The 16,231-nt window shown below is 70.8% G+C and carries 16 protein-coding genes and 1 pseudogene; 4 read left to right on the top strand and 13 right to left on the bottom strand.

The genetic code is table 11. The features are described 5' to 3' along the window. Positions 1 to 283: 283 nt before the first annotated feature. The 6 genes from cbiE to KUF83_RS00060 form a co-directional block, all read right to left on the bottom strand. Positions 284 to 1,492 carry a precorrin-6y C5,15-methyltransferase (decarboxylating) subunit CbiE gene (gene cbiE / locus KUF83_RS00085; RefSeq protein WP_217452393.1) on the bottom strand — a complete coding sequence of 403 codons (1,209 nt, stop codon included), beginning with the start codon at positions 1,490 to 1,492 and terminating at the stop codon, positions 284 to 286. Between the two features lie 148 nt (positions 1,493 to 1,640). Next, entirely contained in the window at positions 1,641 to 2,279 is a 639-nt protein-coding gene (locus tag KUF83_RS00080) for a GNAT family N-acetyltransferase (RefSeq protein WP_217452392.1), read from the bottom strand. 180 nt (positions 2,280 to 2,459) lie between these two features. After that, a complete protein-coding gene (locus tag KUF83_RS00075) occupies positions 2,460 to 3,287 on the bottom strand; it encodes a MetQ/NlpA family ABC transporter substrate-binding protein (protein ID WP_217452391.1) in 828 nt (275 codons plus the stop codon). Between the two features lie 90 nt (positions 3,288 to 3,377). Then, a complete protein-coding gene (locus tag KUF83_RS00070; protein ID WP_217452390.1) occupies positions 3,378 to 4,103 on the bottom strand; it encodes a methionine ABC transporter permease in 726 nt (241 codons plus the stop codon). Next, entirely contained in the window at positions 4,100 to 5,152 is a 1,053-nt protein-coding gene (locus KUF83_RS00065) for a methionine ABC transporter ATP-binding protein (RefSeq protein WP_217452389.1), read from the bottom strand. Before KUF83_RS00065 ends, KUF83_RS00070 begins: the two co-directional genes overlap by 4 nt. A 381-nt stretch (positions 5,153 to 5,533) precedes the next feature. Further along, complete coding sequence (locus KUF83_RS00060; RefSeq protein WP_217452388.1) at positions 5,534 to 6,181, bottom strand: HAD family hydrolase; 648 nt, start codon at positions 6,179 to 6,181, stop codon at positions 5,534 to 5,536. Between the two features lie 68 nt (positions 6,182 to 6,249). On the opposite strand from KUF83_RS00060, the gene KUF83_RS00055 reads away from it, so the two are divergent. Together KUF83_RS00055 and KUF83_RS00050 are read left to right on the top strand one after the other, a co-directional pair. Next, positions 6,250 to 6,609 carry a hypothetical protein gene (locus KUF83_RS00055; RefSeq protein WP_217452387.1) on the top strand — a complete coding sequence of 120 codons (360 nt, stop codon included), beginning with the start codon at positions 6,250 to 6,252 and terminating at the stop codon, positions 6,607 to 6,609. A 1-nt stretch (position 6,610) separates the two neighbouring features. Continuing rightward, on the top strand, positions 6,611 to 7,030 hold the full coding sequence (locus KUF83_RS00050) for a hypothetical protein (protein WP_217452386.1): 420 nt from the start codon (positions 6,611 to 6,613) through the stop codon (positions 7,028 to 7,030). Positions 7,031 to 7,125: 95 nt separating this feature from the next. On the opposite strand, the gene KUF83_RS00045 is transcribed toward KUF83_RS00050, so the two are convergent. The 3 genes from KUF83_RS00045 to KUF83_RS00035 all read right to left on the bottom strand — a co-directional run bounded on the left by KUF83_RS00045 (position 7,126) and on the right by KUF83_RS00035 (position 9,458). Continuing rightward, entirely contained in the window at positions 7,126 to 7,629 is a 504-nt protein-coding gene (locus KUF83_RS00045; RefSeq protein ID WP_217452385.1) for a GNAT family N-acetyltransferase, read from the bottom strand. Between the two features lie 46 nt (positions 7,630 to 7,675). Beyond that, a complete protein-coding gene (locus KUF83_RS00040; RefSeq protein WP_217452384.1) occupies positions 7,676 to 8,182 on the bottom strand; it encodes an RNA polymerase sigma factor in 507 nt (168 codons plus the stop codon). A gap of 106 nt (positions 8,183 to 8,288) precedes the next feature. Continuing rightward, on the bottom strand, positions 8,289 to 9,458 hold the full coding sequence (locus KUF83_RS00035; protein WP_217452383.1) for a glycerophosphodiester phosphodiesterase: 1,170 nt from the start codon (positions 9,456 to 9,458) through the stop codon (positions 8,289 to 8,291). 480 nt (positions 9,459 to 9,938) lie between these two features. Between KUF83_RS00035 and KUF83_RS00030 the strand changes: the two genes are divergently transcribed. Further along, on the top strand, positions 9,939 to 10,613 hold the full coding sequence (locus tag KUF83_RS00030) for a 1-acyl-sn-glycerol-3-phosphate acyltransferase (protein WP_254643142.1): 675 nt from the start codon (positions 9,939 to 9,941) through the stop codon (positions 10,611 to 10,613). 275 nt (positions 10,614 to 10,888) lie between these two features. Here KUF83_RS00030 and KUF83_RS00025 read toward each other — a convergent pair whose 3' ends face one another. From KUF83_RS00025 to argH, 4 genes are all read right to left on the bottom strand, one after another. Continuing rightward, positions 10,889 to 12,424 (bottom strand): MFS transporter, encoded by a 1,536-nt coding sequence (locus tag KUF83_RS00025; RefSeq protein ID WP_217452382.1) that lies wholly within the window; start codon positions 12,422 to 12,424, stop codon positions 10,889 to 10,891. After that, a complete protein-coding gene (locus tag KUF83_RS00020) occupies positions 12,421 to 12,972 on the bottom strand; it encodes a TetR/AcrR family transcriptional regulator (RefSeq protein WP_217452381.1) in 552 nt (183 codons plus the stop codon). Before KUF83_RS00020 ends, KUF83_RS00025 begins: the two co-directional genes overlap by 4 nt. A 119-nt stretch (positions 12,973 to 13,091) precedes the next feature. Continuing rightward, positions 13,092 to 14,066 (bottom strand): aldo/keto reductase, encoded by a 975-nt coding sequence (locus tag KUF83_RS00015; RefSeq protein WP_217452380.1) that lies wholly within the window; start codon positions 14,064 to 14,066, stop codon positions 13,092 to 13,094. A gap of 125 nt (positions 14,067 to 14,191) precedes the next feature. Continuing rightward, entirely contained in the window at positions 14,192 to 15,625 is a 1,434-nt protein-coding gene (gene argH / locus KUF83_RS00010) for an argininosuccinate lyase (protein ID WP_217452379.1), read from the bottom strand. A gap of 344 nt (positions 15,626 to 15,969) precedes the next feature. Between argH and KUF83_RS00005 the strand changes: the two are divergent. Next, positions 15,970 to 16,231, top strand: a pseudogene (locus KUF83_RS00005) (hypothetical protein); the annotation flags it as partial.

Genomic DNA, 16,231 nt, shown 5'->3' with positions numbered 1-16,231 from the left:
GACAAAGCCATTAACTGGCATTGTCGCGGTCGGCCCGCCACCGCGACAGGGTGATCCGTCACGGCCCGCTGTGGACTGCGCCACTTTGCGCGTCCTCCGGTTTCCGCCGTACCACACCCACCCCAAAACAGGTGCGTTTTCCGGACATTGACCGGCCAAATACCGGACAACCCGACTGCGGTACAACGATCGGTCAGCCTACCGCGCGCGGTACGACTACAGGATCACAGGGCGCGATCAGGCAGTGACCCGCCCGTCGGCCGACCACCACGCCCCGGCGCGGTCAGTCGCGTCGCCCCAGTTCTCCGGAGAGCAGGAAGGCGACGCTGCGCTCCTTCTCCGTCCAGGCGCGGGTGTCCATCTCGACGGACTGCAGCAGAGCGCATTCGACCCGGTAGCCGTGCTCCGTCAGGTCCCTGCCGATGAGTTCGGCGGCGTCGCGGGTGGCGGCGTGCGTGACGATCCGCTGGGGGCGCCGGTCGGCGACGGCCGAGACCACCGCGACTCCGCCGCCGCCCACGCGCACCACGTCCGGTTCGGGAAGGTTCTCGAGGACGTGCGGCGCGGTGCCGTGGGTGATCTGGAGCTGGACACCGAAGCGGCGGGCGGCGGCCATCGTGCGGGCACAGGCGTCGGGGTCGCGGTCGACGGCGATGACGGCGGCGCCGCAGCGCGCGGCCTCGGTGGCGAAGGCGCCGCTGCCGGAGCCGATGTCCCAGACGAGGTCGCCGACGCGCGGTCCCAGCCGGGCGAGTTGGGCGGCGCGCAGTACTTCGGTCTCGCCCTCGCCGAGCTCGTGGCCGTACATGTCGTCGGGCAGCGCCCAGCCGCGGGGGCCGGTGCCGGGGTCGCGGCCGGCGATCCAGCCGCCGCCCTCGGAGGACGCGACGGGGCCGCCGAGCACGATGACGACGTTCGGGTCGCGCCAGGTGTGGTCGGCGACCTTGTCGGAGGTAAGGACCGTGACCCGTTCCCGCTCGGAGCCGAGTTCCTCGCAGATGACGAAGGTGCGGTGCACTCCGTCCAGGAGCAGACCCAGCTCGGCCGGTCCGGCGCCGGGTGAGGTGAGGACGGCGACCTTGCTGTGGGCCCGGCACACGTTCACCGCGCGTCGCAGGGTGCGCCGGTGCGCGACGACCACCTGGGCGTCGTCCCAGGGCATGCCGGCGCGGGCGAAGGCGGCGGCCACGGACGAGACCGCGGGGACGACTTCGACCTCCAGGCCGAACTCGGGGGCGCGCAGGGTGCGTACGACTCCGAAGAAGCCCGGGTCGCCGTCGGCGAGGACGACGGCGGTGCCGCGATGGGCGGCGATGCGGCGGCCCGCGAGGGCGACACTGCCGAGGCGGATGCGCTCGGCGGACGGGGGCACTTCGGGGAGGACCAGGTGGTGTCCCGCGCCGGCCACCAGGGTGGCGACGCCGAGAGCCGAGCGCGCCGCGTCCGTCAGCGGCGAGCCGTCCCAGCCGATCACCGTGACCCGGTCGGCCATCGTCGTCAGTCTCCTGGAGTCTTCGCAGGTCGTCAGGTGGGCGTGCGGCGGCCGGGCGGGCGGAGCCCAGTGAGCGTACCTCGTGACGTCCGGGGGTGCGGGAGGGGGTGCGGACGGGGGTCCGCGGCCGCCTCCGGTGCGGTTCCGGTCAGTTCCAGTCGGAGTAGGCCGTGAACCCGCCACTGTCGGCGAGCTGCTCGGCGATGCCCTCGATGTCCTCGGGAAGCAGGCCCCACACGATGAAGTCGGTGCGCAGATCCTCCCAGCGCCCGCTCTCGGTGCGGGTGCGCGCTATACAGGCTCCGCGCAGGACGCCCTCGCTGATGCAGCCGATCTTCTGCGCGACCTGCTGGGAGGCGGTGTTGTCGGCCGCGGTGCGCAGCTCCAGGCGCTCGAACTTCTGGTCGCCGAAGAGCCACTGGGCGGTGGCGAGTGACGCTTCGGACGCGTAGCCCTCGCCACGTGCCCAGGGCGCGATGATGTACGAGAGCTCTGTGGAGCGGACATGCCAATTCGTCCTGCCCAACTGGATGACGCCTACCAGCCGCTGGGTGAGGAACTCCGTGACGGCGAGGTCCAGTCCGCGGCCCGAGGTGCGCTCGGCGGGCGCGTACCGGGTGATCCAGGAGCGGGCGGCGGCCTCGGTGAAGGGCTGCGGCACGGACGTCCAGGCCGCGACCTGCTCGTCGTTCATCATCTCGGTGAGGGCGGGGACGTCGTCGTCCTCAAGAGGGCGCAGTACCAACCGCTCCGTGTTCAGGGAGATGTCGGGGAAGGTGTTCGTCATGCGCCGCTCCGTAACCATCAGGGACCGTCGGGCCTGCTGAACTGCCCAGCATGCAGCATGTGAGCGCCGAACCGCACCACGGTGTCGACGAGTCGACACCGTGGTGCGGACGGAACGGCGGCCGGCGGGAGGGTGACGGGCCCGCGCCGCGCCGGCCCTTCCCTCAGTCGTCCGGTGCGGTCAGAACGACGCGACGACCGAACCGGCGTACTTGTCCTCGATGAACTTCTTGACCTTGGCGGAGGTCAGGAGCTCGGCGAGCTTCTTGACGCGCGGGTCGTCCTCGTTCCCCTCCTTGACGGCGAGGAAGTTGCCGTAGGGGTTGTCATCGGCGGACTCCAGGACAAGGGCGTCGTCGGAGGGCTTGAGATCCGACTCGATCGCGTAGTTGCCGTTGATCACGGCGGCGTCGACGTCGTCCAGGGAGCGCGGGGTCTGCGCCGCCTCCAGCTCCTTGAACTTGAGGTTCTTCGGGTTCTTCGCGATGTCCTTGGGGGTCGCGTCGTTGCCCGCGCCGTCCTTGAGGGTGATGATCCCGTTGGCGTCGAGCAGCTTGAGCGCCCGCGCCTCGTTGACCGTGTCGTTCGGGACGGCGACCGTCGCGCCGCTCTTCAGCTCGTCGGCCTTCTTGATCTTGTTGGAGTAGAGGCCGAGCGGCTCCAGGTGGACCGTGACGACGGGCACGATGTGGGTGCCGTTCTTCTTGTTGAAGTCGTCGAGGTACGGCTGGTTCTGGAAGTAGTTGGCGCCGACCGAGCCGTCCTCGGTCGCGGTGTTCGGCAGGACGTAGTCCGTGAACTCCTTGACCTGCAGGTCGAGTCCCGCGTCCTTCGCGAGGTTGTCCTTCACGTAGTTGAGGATCTCGGCGTGGGGCACCGGACTGGCGGCGACGATCAGCGGGCCGCTCGCGTCGGAGCCCGCTCCCTTGTCCGAGCCGCAGGCGGTGAGACCCAGGGTGAGAGCTCCGGCGGCGAGCACGGCGGTGGTGATTTTGGCAGCGTTACGCACGAAAAGTGCCTTTCCTGAGGGTGTGGCGGCCCCGCGGGGGTGTGCGGGGAGAACCGAGGGGGTGGACGTGAGGGGCGGGAGCCGTGGTGGTCAGACGGTCTTGCTGGTCGCGGTGGCGGCCTTCAGGAGCCTGAGCCGCGGGGCGGCGCCGGACCGGCCACCGCGCCGGTGCAGCCCGCGCGCGGCGAAGTCGCCCGCGAACTGGATGAGGGAGATGACCACCGCGAGGATGCCCACGGTGATCCACATCAGTTCGGTCTCGAAGCGCTGGTAGCCGTAGCGGATGGCGATGTCGCCGAGTCCTCCCGCGCCGACCGTGCCGGCCATGGCGGAGTAGCCGAGGAGGGCGACGACCGTCGTGGTGGTGCTGGAGATCAGCGACGGCAGCGACTCGGGTACGAGCACCTTGCGGACGATGGTCCAGGTGTTGCCGCCCATCGACTGCACGGCTTCCACCAGGCCGCCGTCCACCTCGCGGACGGCCGTCTCGACCAGGCGCGCGAAGAACGGGATCGCACCGATCGCGAGCGGCACGATGGCGGCCTCGCGGCCGATGGTGGTGCCGGTGATCGACCGGGTGAAGCCCATGAGCGCGACCATCAGAATGATGAACGGCATCGAGCGGGCGACGTTCACGATCTGCCCGATGACCTTGTTCAGCACGGTGTTCTGCAGCAGGCCGCCGCGGTCCGTGAGAACCAGCAGGATGCCCAGCGGCAGCCCGCCGACGACGGCGATGAGCGTCGACCAGCCGACCATGTAGAGGGTGTCCCAACAGGCCTGCTCCAGCAGCGGCTGCATCTCGGACCAGGTCACTTGGCACCTTCCTTCACCAGTACGGGCGCCTGGCCCGCTTTTTCGACGAAGTCGATCTGCAGCCCCTGCTCGCGCAGGAAGCCCACCGGCACGACGTTGTCCTCGTAGCGGCCGGGCAGTTCGATGCGCATCCGGCCGACCTGCCTGCCCGCGACGGTGTCCATCGCGGCACCGAGGATCGAGATGTCGATGTTGTAGGTGCGGGAGAGCTGCGAGATGACGGGCCGGGCCGCGGCGTCGCCGTGGAAGGTGACGTCGATGACCGTGCGGTCGTCGGCGGAGGCGTCGCCGCTCACCGGGAAGAGCGCGGCGGCCAGTTCGGAGCCCGGTGTGGCGAGCAGTTCGCTGACCGTGCCGGACTCGACGATCCTCCCGCTCTCCATGAGGGCGGCCGAGTCGCAGACGGTCTTGACGACGTCCATCTCGTGCGTGATGAGCAGGACGGTCAGGCCGAGCTGCCGGTTCAGGTCGCGCAGCAGGTGGAGGATGGAGCGGGTGGTCTCGGGGTCGAGGGCGCTGGTCGCCTCGTCGGAGAGGAGCACCTTCGGGTCGCCGGCCAGGGCGCGGGCGATGCCGACGCGCTGCTTCTGACCGCCGGAGAGCTGGGCCGGGTAGGCCTTGGCCCGGTCGGCGAGGCCGACGAGGTCGAGCAGTTCCAGCGCCTTGCGGGAACGTTCCTTCCCCGACTTGCCGAGGATCTCCAGCGGCAGCTCGACGTTGTCCTGGACCGTCCGCGAGGACAGCAGGTTGAAGTGCTGGAAGACCATGCCGATGTGGCTGCGCGCCTTCCGCAGCTCCCGGCCGGCGCGCGGGCCGCGCCCGGCGAGGGCCGTGAGGTCCTGCCCGGCGACGGTCACGGTGCCGGAGGTGGGGCGCTCCAGGAGGTTGACGCAGCGGATGAGGGAGGACTTGCCGGCGCCGGACTGTCCGATGACGCCGTACACCTCGCCCTCGCGGACGTGCAGATCGACGCCGTCCAGGGCCTTGATCTCACGGCCGGGCGAGCGGTGGGCCCGGTAGACCTTCGTCAGGCCGGTTGTCGTGATCACTGGGGGATATCCGTCACTGTCGAGTGCAGGGCGTGGGTGTGCGCCGGGCACGGGTGCATTCGGTCGGAACGCGGCACGGTGGTTCACGCGGTGGCGTTGGAAGCCGGGTCTCGGCAGAACTGCGTGCGCGGGGCGGGCTCAGTCGCGTACGAAAGGGTCGTACGGGCAGACGTGAGCGGTCTCGCTTCGGGGCGCGAGGCTCTGGGTGGTGCGGGGGCCCTCTAGAAGGCGCACATTCGACACATACAGCGAGCACCGGGCGTCATGGTCGCCTCGGTCGCAAGGATGCGGCTGCTCGTCGTGGTCATGAGAAAAGTAAAGCAGACGTATGCGCGGGAACGGGAACCCGCTGTCCGTATGCCGGACAGCGGTGGACGCCGCTCAGTTCCGTACGGAGATCTCCACTGCCCCGTCCGTGACCAGTGCCGACACGGCCGAGAGGTCGTCGACCACGGCGTCCGCGGTCAGCTCGGCGGCCCGGTGGGTTGTGGCCAATGCCACGGTGGTCATTCCGGCCGCGCGGCCCGCCTGTAGGCCCGCGGGTGCGTCCTCGAAGACGACACAGCGGGCCGGGTCCACGCCGAGCTGCCGGGCGGCGAGCAGGAACGGCTCGGGGTCGGGCTTGCCGCGCGTGATGTCGTCGGCGGCGATCAGGTTCTTGGGGCGGATGCCGACCTCGCCGAGGCGGGCCTCCGCGAGACGCCGCGTGGCGGAGGTCACGACGGCCCAGCGGTCGGCCGGCAGGGAGTCGAGGAGCGCCCGGGTGCCGGGCAGCAGGTGGACGCCGCCCGCGACATCCGCCACCTCCAGCTGCTCGATGCGCACGACGGCCTCGGGGACCCTGGCGGCGGGCAGCAGGTCGGCGGCTATCTCGGCGGCCGGACGGCCGTGCAGTTCGACCCGGGCGAACTCCGCGGCGGTGATCCCGTACTCCTCGGCCCACCTGGTCCAGCACCGGTTCACCGACTCCAGCGATGAGAGAAGGGTGCCGTCGTTGTCGAACAGCAGGGCTTCGGCTCGGATCTTCATGTCCTCGACCCTACGGGGCACCCGGGGGCGAGGGCATCGGGCCTTTTGGCCCGTAATAGGGTCGCGGCATGCTTGTTGCCCTGACGGTCGCGACCGCCGTCGCCGCGCTCGCGCTCGCCGCCTGGTGCGGCTGGGCCGCCCACCGGGACCAGCCGACCAAGGACTGGCATTTCATCGGTATGGCCGTGGTGACGCTGCTCGCTCTCGTCCAGCTGGTGGTCGGCGTCGTCCAGCTGGCCCGCGGCGAGAAGCCGGAGCAGGGCACGACGATCTTCGTGGCCTATCTCGTCGGCGCCTTCGCGTGCGTTCCGGCGGCGGGCTTCATGTCGCTGGCGGAGCGCACCCGCTGGGGTTCGATCACGGTCGCGGCCGGCGGTGTGGTCCTGGCCGTGCTCCAGGTGCGGCTCCACGACATCTGGGGAGGCTGAGATGGCGGTGACGCCGGAGGACGGCAGGCGCCAGAAGCTGATCAGCGGCCCCGGCACGCTGCTGGTGTGGCTGTACGGCGTGATGGTGGTCGGCGCGGTGTCGCGCTCGGTCTTCCAGATCGCGACGGACTTCGACCGGGCGCCTCTCGCCTACTCCCTGTCCGCCGCGGCGGGTGTCGTGTACGGCTTCATCACGTACTCGCTCGTCCGCGGCGGGGAGACGGCCCGCAGGGCGGCGCTGGTGTGCTGCGCCGCCGAGCTCGTCGGCGTGCTGGCGGTCGGCACCTGGACCCTGGTGGAGCCCTCGGCCTTCGCGGACTCCACCGTCTGGTCCGACTACGGCATGGAGTACCTGTTCATCCCGGTCGTCCTGCCGGTGACCGCGCTGTTCTGGCTCCGCACGGCACGCCGGACCCCGTAGGGCGCCCGGGTCCCGGGCGCCCCTTCGGAGGCGCGGGGAGGTACGCGACCAGCCACAACGCACCCGCGGACAGACGCTCGCCGTCCCGCGGACCGCTACGCGCTCGCGACGAACGCACCCGCTGTCGCGCCCTTGGCCAGCGTCACCAGGCTGAGCCGCTCGTCCACCCGGCGCGTGGCCACCGGCTCGTACCCGTGCTTGCGGTACAGCCGCAGATTGTGCTCGCTGCGGTGGCCGCTGAAGAGCTGGAAGCTCTTCGCGCCCGAGCCCTCGGCGACCTTCGCCTCGATGGCGTCGAGGAGCCGCCCGCCCAGACCGTGCCGCTGCATGCGGGGGTGGACGATCAGCTTGTTGATCCTGGCGGTGCCGTCGGTGTCCACCGTCGCCCGCACCGAGGCCACCACCTCGTCGCCGAGCCGGGCCACCAGGACCGTGCCGTCCGCGAGCTCCGCCTTGAGGGAGTCGAGCGGCTGGGTGAGGGGCTCGATGCTGTAGTCGCCGTACAGCGCGGCCTCGCTCTGGTAGCAGAGGAACTGCAGTTTGAGGATCTGTTCGGCATCCTGCTCTGTCGCCGCCGAGATGGTCACGCTCATGCCCATGTGTGCATGCCTCCCGCTCACCTGTTCCGCCGGTTGTCCCTCACTCCTATCCCCGTGGTTCGCGCGCCGCAACCTCCGAGGCAAGCATTCGGCGCAGACATCCCAGGCATCTGGAACGTTCCGGACCGAGACTGCCCTGTGAGATACCCAACTCCCCCGCGATCTCCCGGTATGTGAGGTCCTTCGGGGACAGCAGAGCGGCCATGAGCCGCGGGCAGCGGCCCGGCAGACGTCGTACGGCGGAGTGCAGGGCGCGGCGCCGGGCGGCGCTGAGCGCCAGCTGCTCGGGCCCGGGCCGGGTGTCGTCGGCGGGTTCGGACGCGTACGGCCGTTCGATGTTCGCGGTGCGCCGGGTGCGCCGTGCCTCGGAGCGGACGGCGCCCCGCAGCCAGGCGGCCGGGTCGGCGGGCGGGCCCTCCGTGCCCAGGCGTTCCAGGAGGCGCACCCAGACCGCCTGTTCCAGGTCGCCCGGCTCGGCTCCGGAGGCATATGCCTCCGCCGAGGCCTCGGCGGCGAGCAGGGGACGCAGCGTGGTCACCATGTCGTGGGTCATATGCGGCACGACGCGCCCGCCCCGGCGGAGGTTGCCGGGGCGGGCGACTGTCACCCCAACCGGGGCGGGTGGCTCCGCTGTTGACGCGTGGGACCCACGGGCGGTCTCAGCGCTTGAGGAAGTCCTCGCGGGCGAGGACGCCGGTGTCCGGGTTGTCGGTGAAGACCCCGTCGATGCCGGTCGCGAAGTACGTCCGGAAGGCGCCGAAGGCGTCTCCGTAGCCGTCGGCGTCCGTCCCCTTGCGGAAGTTCGCGGGGAGGAAGGGGTTCTCGTTGCGCATCGTGTACGGGTGCAGGACCAGGCCCTCGGCGTGCGCGTCCCGGACCAGGGTGGTCGGGGTGGTGAGGTTGCCGCCCGCGTCCTTCGGGATGACCAGGTCGAGGGTCGGGCCGATGCCCTGGGCGTACGAGGCGATCCACTTCAGGCCCGCGGGCTTGACGAGGTCGGCGACCGTACGCGGGTCGCCCGTCTCCACGAAGTCCCAGGGGCGGGTTCCGGCGGCGGACAGGAGAACGACCAGGGGATTGCCGACCAGCTTGTTCAGGCGCTGGATGCTGGTGGGCTCGAAGGACTGGAGGATGACGGGCGAGTTCTTCTTGTCCAGGCCGTGCCTGCGCAGCACCTTGGCGACCCGCTCCTCCAGGCCGAGGCCCAGCTTGCGGAAGTAGGTGGGGTGCTTGAGCTCGGGGTAGATCCAGACCTGCCTGCCCCGCTTCCTGCTCTGCTCGTCCCGCCAGCGCAGCACCTCTTCGAAGGTGGGGATCTCCCAGCGGCCGTCGTAGAGCGTGTTGTGCGGGCGGTTGGCCGGGATGCGCTCCTTCGCCCGGAGCGTCTTCAGCTCGGCGAGCGTGAAGTCCTCGGTGAACCAGCCCGTCGTGGACACGCCGTCGAGGAGCTTGGTCACCTTGCGGTCCGCGAACTCGGGGTGCGCGGAGACGTCCGTCGTACCGCCGATCTCCGGCTCGTGACGGCACACCAGGTGGCCGTCCTTGGTCGGCACCAGGTCACCCGCCTCGATGACGTGGGCGCCCATGTCGAGCGCCAGCTGGTACGAGCCGAGCGTGTGCTCCGGGCGGTAGCCGCTGGCCCCGCGGTGCCCGATGATCGTCGGCTTCGGCAGGCTCCTGTAGCCGCCGCTCCCGTGCTTCTCGTCGGCTCTCGCCGTGGCGGGCAGTCCGAGGACCGCTCCGCCGGCGCCGAGCACCGCGGCCCCGAGCAGCGCGCGCCGTCCCGCGCTGATCCCGTTCAGTCCCTCGTTCGACTCCTGCGTCCCCATGAGCGCTCCTCCGCATACTGCCCTGCACCTGTCAAAGCGGGACTGATCGTAAGTGCGCCCGGGTGACGGACGGGAGACCTTGGACGGAACACGCGGGTGACGCTGCATGTCGCGTGGGTGCGTGAGGTGGGGTGCGCGGTGGGTGAATTGACGGTCGGTCGGATCCGCGGACGGTGGCTTGGATCCCGGGAGGCGGGTACCCGGCCGGTGGACGTGCCGGGCTCCGTACCGACGGCTGACCGGCACGCCGGACCACCAGGACCGTACCGACCCCGCTCCATCAGCTCCGCCCGTCGGCCCCGTTCGGACGCGACATCGGTCACACCGTCTCGTGCGGATGACGGCCGTGCTACAGCGCGGCACCGCAGGTAAAGCAGGGTCAACACTGTGTATCCACTCGGTGAACCCGATGTGCAAGACCCCCGTGGCCGCGAGTATCGTCCTCACCTGCACAGACTTATACCGATCCCGGAGGGCCCGTTGTCCCGCTTCGCGCTCATCAAGGCAGTGCTCGGACCGATCATGCGCCTGATGTTCCGCCCACGGGTGGAGGGTGCGGAGCGCATCCCCGGCACGGGCCCGGTGATCCTCGCCGGCAACCACCTCACGTTCATCGACTCGATGATCATGCCGCTGTTCTGCGACCGTCAGGTCTTCTTCATCGGCAAGGACGAGTACGTCACCGGCAAGGGCCTCAAGGGCCGGCTGATGGCGTGGTTCTTCACCGGCTGCGGCATGATCCCCGTCGACCGGGACGGCGGCCGCGGCGGTGTCGCGGCGCTGATGACCGGCCGCCGGGTGCTGGAGGAGGGCAAGGTCTTCAGCATCTACCCGGAGGGCACCCGCTCCCCCGACGGCCGGCTCTACCGCGGCCGCACCGGGATCGCCCGGCTGGCCCTGATGACTGGCGCGCCCGTCGTCCCGTTCGCCATCATCGGCACGGACAAGATCCAGCCGGGCGGCGCAGGCTTTCCCCGCCCCGGGCGGGTCACCGTCCGCTTCGGCGAGGCGATGGAGTTCTCGCGGTACGAGGGCATGGGCCGTGACCGCTATGTGCTGCGGGCTGTGACGGACTCGGTGATGACCGAGGTCATGCGGCTGTCGGGGCAGGAGTACGTGGACATGTACGCCACGAAGGCCAAGGAAGCGGCTTAGCTCCGCTGGTTCGGCGGCTCCCGGGGGTGGGGGTCGGTGGTTCGGTGCGGGTTCGTCGTGGCTGGTCGCGCCGTTCCCCGCGCCCCTGAACGGGGACCTGCCGTTCGATTCCTGCGGGTTCGTCGTGGTTGATCGCGCCGTTCCCCGCGCCCCTGAATTGGGACCTGCCGTTCGATTCCTGCGGGTTCGTTGTGGCTGGGCGCGCCGTTCCCCGCGCCCCTGAAGGGGCGCGGGACTGCGCGAACGGGCCCGCTCGGCCCGCGGTCGGCGAGCGGCTATGCGTGCTCGCCGTTCTCCAGCTTCTGGTCCCGTAGGAGTACCCACGCCGCCACCGACGCGGCCAGCAGGACCACCGCGCCGAGGCCCGACGCCAGGGCGATGCCGTCGACGAAGGCCGTGCGGGCGGCGTCGAGGAGGGGCTCGGCGTCCGGCAGGGCCCCCGACGCCTCCACTGCTCCGCCGAGCGACTCGTGGGCCGCCGCGGCCACCTCGGGCGGTGTACCCGCGGGGGCCGTGAACCCGGCGTAGACACCGGTGACGATGGAGCCGAGCAGGGCGATGCCGAGGGCCGCCCCCAGCTCGTACGCCGTCTCGGAGACCGCGGACGCGGCGCCCGCCTGTTCCTTGGGAACGCTGGAGAGGATCACGTCGGCGGTCACGGTGAAGGCGAAGCCGGCGCCGACGCCGACGACCAGCAGGGCCGCGCCGAGGAGCGGATACCCGGTGGACCGGTCGATCAAGGTCAGTGCGCCCAGGGCGAGTCCTATCGCGGCCAGACCACCCGCGGCGACGGCACGTACCGAGTACCGGCGTGCGAACGAACCGGCGACCAGGCCCGCCGCCACCGCGCCCAGTGCGGCGGGCAGTTCGGCGAGTCCCGCCTCCAAGGGGCCCCTGCCCTGCACGAGTTGCAGGTACTGCGAGAGGAAGAAGACCACTCCGGACAGTCCGAGGATGGTCAGCAGGTCGGCGAGAACCGCCCCGGAGAAGCCACGGTTGCGGAACAGCCTCATGTTCAGCAGCGGGACGGGCAGCGTGAGCTGGCGACGCACGAAGCCGTGGAGCGCGGCCGCGCCGAGGAGCCCCGCCGCGCCCGCCGTCAGGGTCGGGCCGTGCGAAGCGGCTTCCTTGATGCCGTACACGATGCCGACCATGCCCACGAGGGACAGCACGACGCTGACGAGGTCCCAGGGGCCGGGCTCCGGGTTGCGGGACTCGGGCAGCAGTTTCACGCCGACGAGGACGAGGACCGCCATCACGGGGAGGTTGATCAGGAAGACGGAGCCCCACCAGAAGTGTTCGAGCAGGAAGCCGCCGACGACCGGGCCGACCGCCGTACCGGCCGACGCGGTGGCGCCCCAGATGCCGATGGCGAGGCTGCGTTCGCGCGGGTCGTGGAAGAGGTTGCGGATGAGCGCGAGGGTGGCCGGCATCAGGGTCGCGCCCGCGACTCCGAGCAGCGCCCGCGCGGCGATCATCAGCTCGGGCGTCGTCGCGTAGGCGTTGAGCACGGACACGAGGCCGAACGCGACCGAGCCGATGAGCAGCAGCTTCTTGCGCCCGACACGGTCACCGAGACTGCCCATCGACACGAGCAGGCCCGCGATGACGAACGAGTAGACGTCGCCGATCCACAGGAGCTGGTTGCCCGAGGGCTGCAGGTCCTCGCTGATGTAGGGGGTCGCGAGACCGAGGACGGTCGCGTCGACGGCCACCAGCAGCACGGCGAGGACGAGGACGGCGAGGGCGAGCCAACGGCCCGGGCGCTTCTCCGCCTCCGTCGCGAACGCCGGCCGCACAGTGCTGGTCATGCTTCCTCTCTCCTTACCGCGCCGCCGAGCAGCAGCTCGACGATCATGTACTGGAAGTCGTTGGCCGCCACCCGGCCCTCGGTCACCGCCCAGGCCCCCGAGGCGACGAGCCCGTAGAGCGCTTCGGTGAGCCAGGCCGGGGTCAGGTCGATACGGAACTCGCCGCCCTCCTGGCCGCGCCGGAAGAGCGCGGCGATCCGGGCGTCGATACGGGCCCAGCCCTCGTTCTGCTGCTCGCCCTCGAACAGCTGGTTCTCGGTGTAGAGGAACGCCATCAGCGCCGCGGAGTCCTCGAACTCCCCGACCATGCGGCGCACGGCCTCCCGGGCGGTGCCCTCGTCGAGCCGGGCCGCGTCCAGCGCCGCCTCGCACTCCTGGATGCCTAGGTCCTCCAGTGCCCGCACGAGGACGTCGCGTCCGGCGAACTGGCGGTGCAGCGTGGCCCGGCTGATCCCGGCCGCCTTGGCGACCTCGTCCATGGTCGCGGTGGATCTGCGGGTCAGCAGGGCGGCTGCGCTGCGCAGCACGTGTTCACGATCAACAGCCATGAGACAACAATAGACCATGTGAGACAGAGATGTCTCAATAGGGACGTGAGGTGCTCATCACGAGAGCCGGGCCCCCGCGGTGAACCCGCGAAGGCCCGGCTGAAGGTCTTGGCCGACGGTCAGTGCCAGGGCAGCTGCCCGCGGTGCGCCCAGTACGCCACCGGCTCCTCGGCGAGCGCCGCGAGCCCGGCCGTCTGCTCCTCGTCGAGGTCGACCACGGCGGCGTGCAGGTTCGAGGCCAGCTGGACGGCCGTGGCCGCGCCGGACAGGACGACGCCCGCCCAGGGCTGCCGCAGGACGTACGCGAGGGCGACCGCGTCGGAGCCGAGGCCCGCCGCCTCCTGCGCGACCGCGCGCACGGCGGCCGGCGCGTGCGGATCGGCCAGCCGGCCGTTGGCCATGCCCTCCTTGACGATCACGGTGAGCCCGGCGTCGTGCGCCTCGGCGAGCGCGGGTCCCGCCGAGGTCTCCAGCACGTTGTAGGTGGCCTGGACGGTACGGAAGAGGGGCTCACCGTCGACGGTCACCGCGAGCGCGGTACGGATGGCGCCGGCCTGCGCGGGGCCACTGGTGGAGAACCCGACGGTCAGCCCCCGCGCGGCGGCCTCGGCCAGCTCGGCGTGCAGTTCCTTGTCGGTGAGGGCCGGGCTGTCGGGGGTCACCGAGTGGATCTGGTAGAGGTCGAGCCGCTCGCCGAGCAGTTCGGCGCTCTCGGCCCGCTGCCGACGGTACGTGGCGAGGCCGTGGTCCTTGATCTCGTGCGCCTCGGCGTCGGTGCGCCACCCGGCCGTGTAGGTGTAGCCCCACTTGCTGCCGACCACGACGTCGGTGATGCCGGGCCGCTCGTGCAGCCAGCCGGCCAGGAACTCCTCCGAGCGGCCGTACGAGCGGGCGGCGTCGAAGTAGCGCACGCCCTGGGCGTAGGCGGCGTCGAGGAGTTCGTGCGTGCGGGCGCGCAGCGATTCGACCGTGCGGTCCGCCCCCAGGTCCTCGTCGCGGCCGAGGTTGATGTAGCCGGGGCGGCCGATCGCGGCAAGGCCGAGGCCGATGTGGCAGGTGGGGGTCGTTGCTGTCGCCAGTCGGGCGAAGGGCATCGCGGGCTCCGTTTTCGGTCGGCTCCTGTACGGCGCCGGACCAACGTAACCCGCGATGACCTCCGTCGTCCGGCGCCCCGCTCCCGCACGGCTGCGGCTGAGGTGCGGGTCTCGTGGAGAGGCGGTTACTTCTTCTGCTTCGCCGTGGCCCACGCGTGCTGGGCCGCCACGTCCGCCTTCACCTCTGCCAGCTGGATCGCCACCGCGCTGGGGGCGGTACCGCCACGGCCGTCGCGGGAGGCGAGGGCGCCCGGCACGTTCAGGACGGACCGCACCTCGGGCGTCAGGTGGGAGGAGATCTTCGCGAACTGCTCGTCGGTGAGCCCGTCGAGCTCGATGCCGTCGGCCTCGGCGGCCTTGACGCACTCGCCCGCGACCTCGTGTGCGACCCGGAACGGCACGTTCTGCTTGACCAGCCATTCCGCGATGTCCGTGGCGAGCGAGAAGCCGGCCGGGGCCAGCTCCTCCATGCGCTCGCGGTTGACCGTCAGCGTGGCCATCATCCCGGTGAAGGCGGGGAGCAGGACCTCCAGTTGGTCGCAGGAGTCGAAGACCGGCTCCTTGTCCTCCTGGAGGTCGCGGTTGTAGGCGAGGGGCAGCGCCTTCAGTGTCGCCATCAGGCCGGTGAGGTTGCCGATCATCCGGCCGCTCTTGCCGCGCGCCAGCTCCGCGATGTCCGGGTTCTTCTTCTGCGGCATGATCGACGAGCCCGTGGAGAAGGCGTCGTGGAGGGTGACGAAGGAGAACTCCTTCGTGTTCCAGATGATGATCTCCTCGGCGATCCGGGAGAGGTTCACACCGATCATCGCGGTGATGAAGGCGAACTCGGCGACGAAGTCGCGGGAGGCCGTGCCGTCGATGGAGTTGCCGACGCTGCCGTGCTCGAAGCCGAGGTCCGCGGCGACCGCCTCCGGGTCGAGACCGAGGCTGCTGCCCGCGAGGGCACCCGAACCGTACGGCGACACGGCGGTCCGCTCGTCCCACTGGCGCAGGCGCTCGGCGTCCCGGGAGAGGGGCTGGGCGTGGGCCAGCACATGGTGGGCGAACAGCACGGGCTGGGCGTGCTGGAGGTGCGTACGGCCGGGCATCGCCACGTCCGGGTGCGCCTCCGCGAGGCCGACCAGCGCGTCCTGGAGGTCGGCGATCAGGCCGCCGATGATGCGGGCGTGGTCACGCAGGTACATCCGGAAGAGGGTGGCCACCTGGTCGTTGCGCGAGCGGCCCGCGCGCAGCTTGCCGCCGAGGTCCGGGCCGAGCCGCTCCAGGAGACCGCGCTCCAGGGCGGTGTGGACGTCCTCGTCGGCAACGGTGCCGACGAAGGAGCCGTCCGCGACGTCGGCCTCCAGACGGTCGAGCCCCGCGAGCATGCGGGCCAGCTCGTCGTCGTCGAGGAGGTGTGCCTTGTGCAGCACGCGCGCGTGGGCACGCGAACCGGCGATGTCGTAGGGCGCGAGCCGCCAGTCGAAGTGGACGGACGCGGACAGCTTCGCCAGGGCCTCGGCGGGACCGTCGGCGAAACGACCGCCCCAGAGCCGTACGTCACCGCTGTTGCTGCTCACTTGCTGTGCTCCTCAGAACTGTTGGTGTGCGACCGCCACCCCGCGCTGCGGCGAAGAGGCGTCGTCAGGCTAGTACGGGACGGCCCCCCTCAGGGGCTCGGCGAACTCGTCCCTGGCATCCGCGACCCCGGCCCCGCCACAGGCGAGCGCGCGCTCGCGGTTCTCCTCACGGTGCACAGGCTCACCTGCATGAGTATGCAGAGGTCTGCATGATTCGTCAATCTGGAGGATGCGGAGAAGTATTTCGAAGTCCGCTTGAACGCGGGAAACCGCTTTCGCGTACATCACTCCGAACGCTGGCGCCGCGTTTGTAAACCCACTCCTGACCCAAGTGAGGCATCCCCATGTCCAGGGCTCTTCCGAAGTACAACAAGCGCCGCGTGGCGATCATCGGCGGCGCTGCCGCGGTGGCGTTGTCCGGAGCGGTGATCGCAGGCTCCGCCCTCGCCGGGGAGACGTCCAAGAGCAACAACGCCCAGGCCGCCAGAACGAAGGCGTCGCCCGGCACGGTGAGTTGCCCGGCCGTCGCGCCGAGCCTGCCCGCCATCCCCGCCTCCGCGAAGGCCGAGGTCGACCGCAACCTCGCCCTCCTCAACACCCAGATCG

The organism is Streptomyces sp. BV286 (assembly GCF_019090165.1).
Taxonomy (GTDB): domain Bacteria; phylum Actinomycetota; class Actinomycetes; order Streptomycetales; family Streptomycetaceae; genus Streptomyces.
The sequence above is the reverse complement of the archived record's forward strand: the minus strand, read 5'-3'. Positions and strand labels throughout refer to the sequence as shown.

Coding starts and splice junctions, on each gene's coding strand:
- KUF83_RS00060 (WP_217452388.1), bottom strand. CDS start 6,181: ATGAAGATCCGAGCCGAAGCCCTGCTGTTCGACAACGACGGCACCCTT.
- KUF83_RS00055 (WP_217452387.1), top strand. CDS start 6,250: ATGCTTGTTGCCCTGACGGTCGCGACCGCCGTCGCCGCGCTCGCGCTC.
- KUF83_RS00015 (WP_217452380.1), bottom strand. CDS start 14,066: ATGCCCTTCGCCCGACTGGCGACAGCAACGACCCCCACCTGCCACATC.
- KUF83_RS00035 (WP_217452383.1), bottom strand. CDS start 9,458: ATGGGGACGCAGGAGTCGAACGAGGGACTGAACGGGATCAGCGCGGGA.
- KUF83_RS00050 (WP_217452386.1), top strand. CDS start 6,611: ATGGCGGTGACGCCGGAGGACGGCAGGCGCCAGAAGCTGATCAGCGGC.
- KUF83_RS00040 (WP_217452384.1), bottom strand. CDS start 8,182: ATGACCCACGACATGGTGACCACGCTGCGTCCCCTGCTCGCCGCCGAG.
- cbiE (WP_217452393.1), bottom strand. CDS start 1,492: ATGGCCGACCGGGTCACGGTGATCGGCTGGGACGGCTCGCCGCTGACG.
- KUF83_RS00025 (WP_217452382.1), bottom strand. CDS start 12,424: ATGACCAGCACTGTGCGGCCGGCGTTCGCGACGGAGGCGGAGAAGCGC.
- KUF83_RS00020 (WP_217452381.1), bottom strand. CDS start 12,972: ATGGCTGTTGATCGTGAACACGTGCTGCGCAGCGCAGCCGCCCTGCTG.
- KUF83_RS00080 (WP_217452392.1), bottom strand. CDS start 2,279: ATGACGAACACCTTCCCCGACATCTCCCTGAACACGGAGCGGTTGGTA.
- KUF83_RS00045 (WP_217452385.1), bottom strand. CDS start 7,629: ATGGGCATGAGCGTGACCATCTCGGCGGCGACAGAGCAGGATGCCGAA.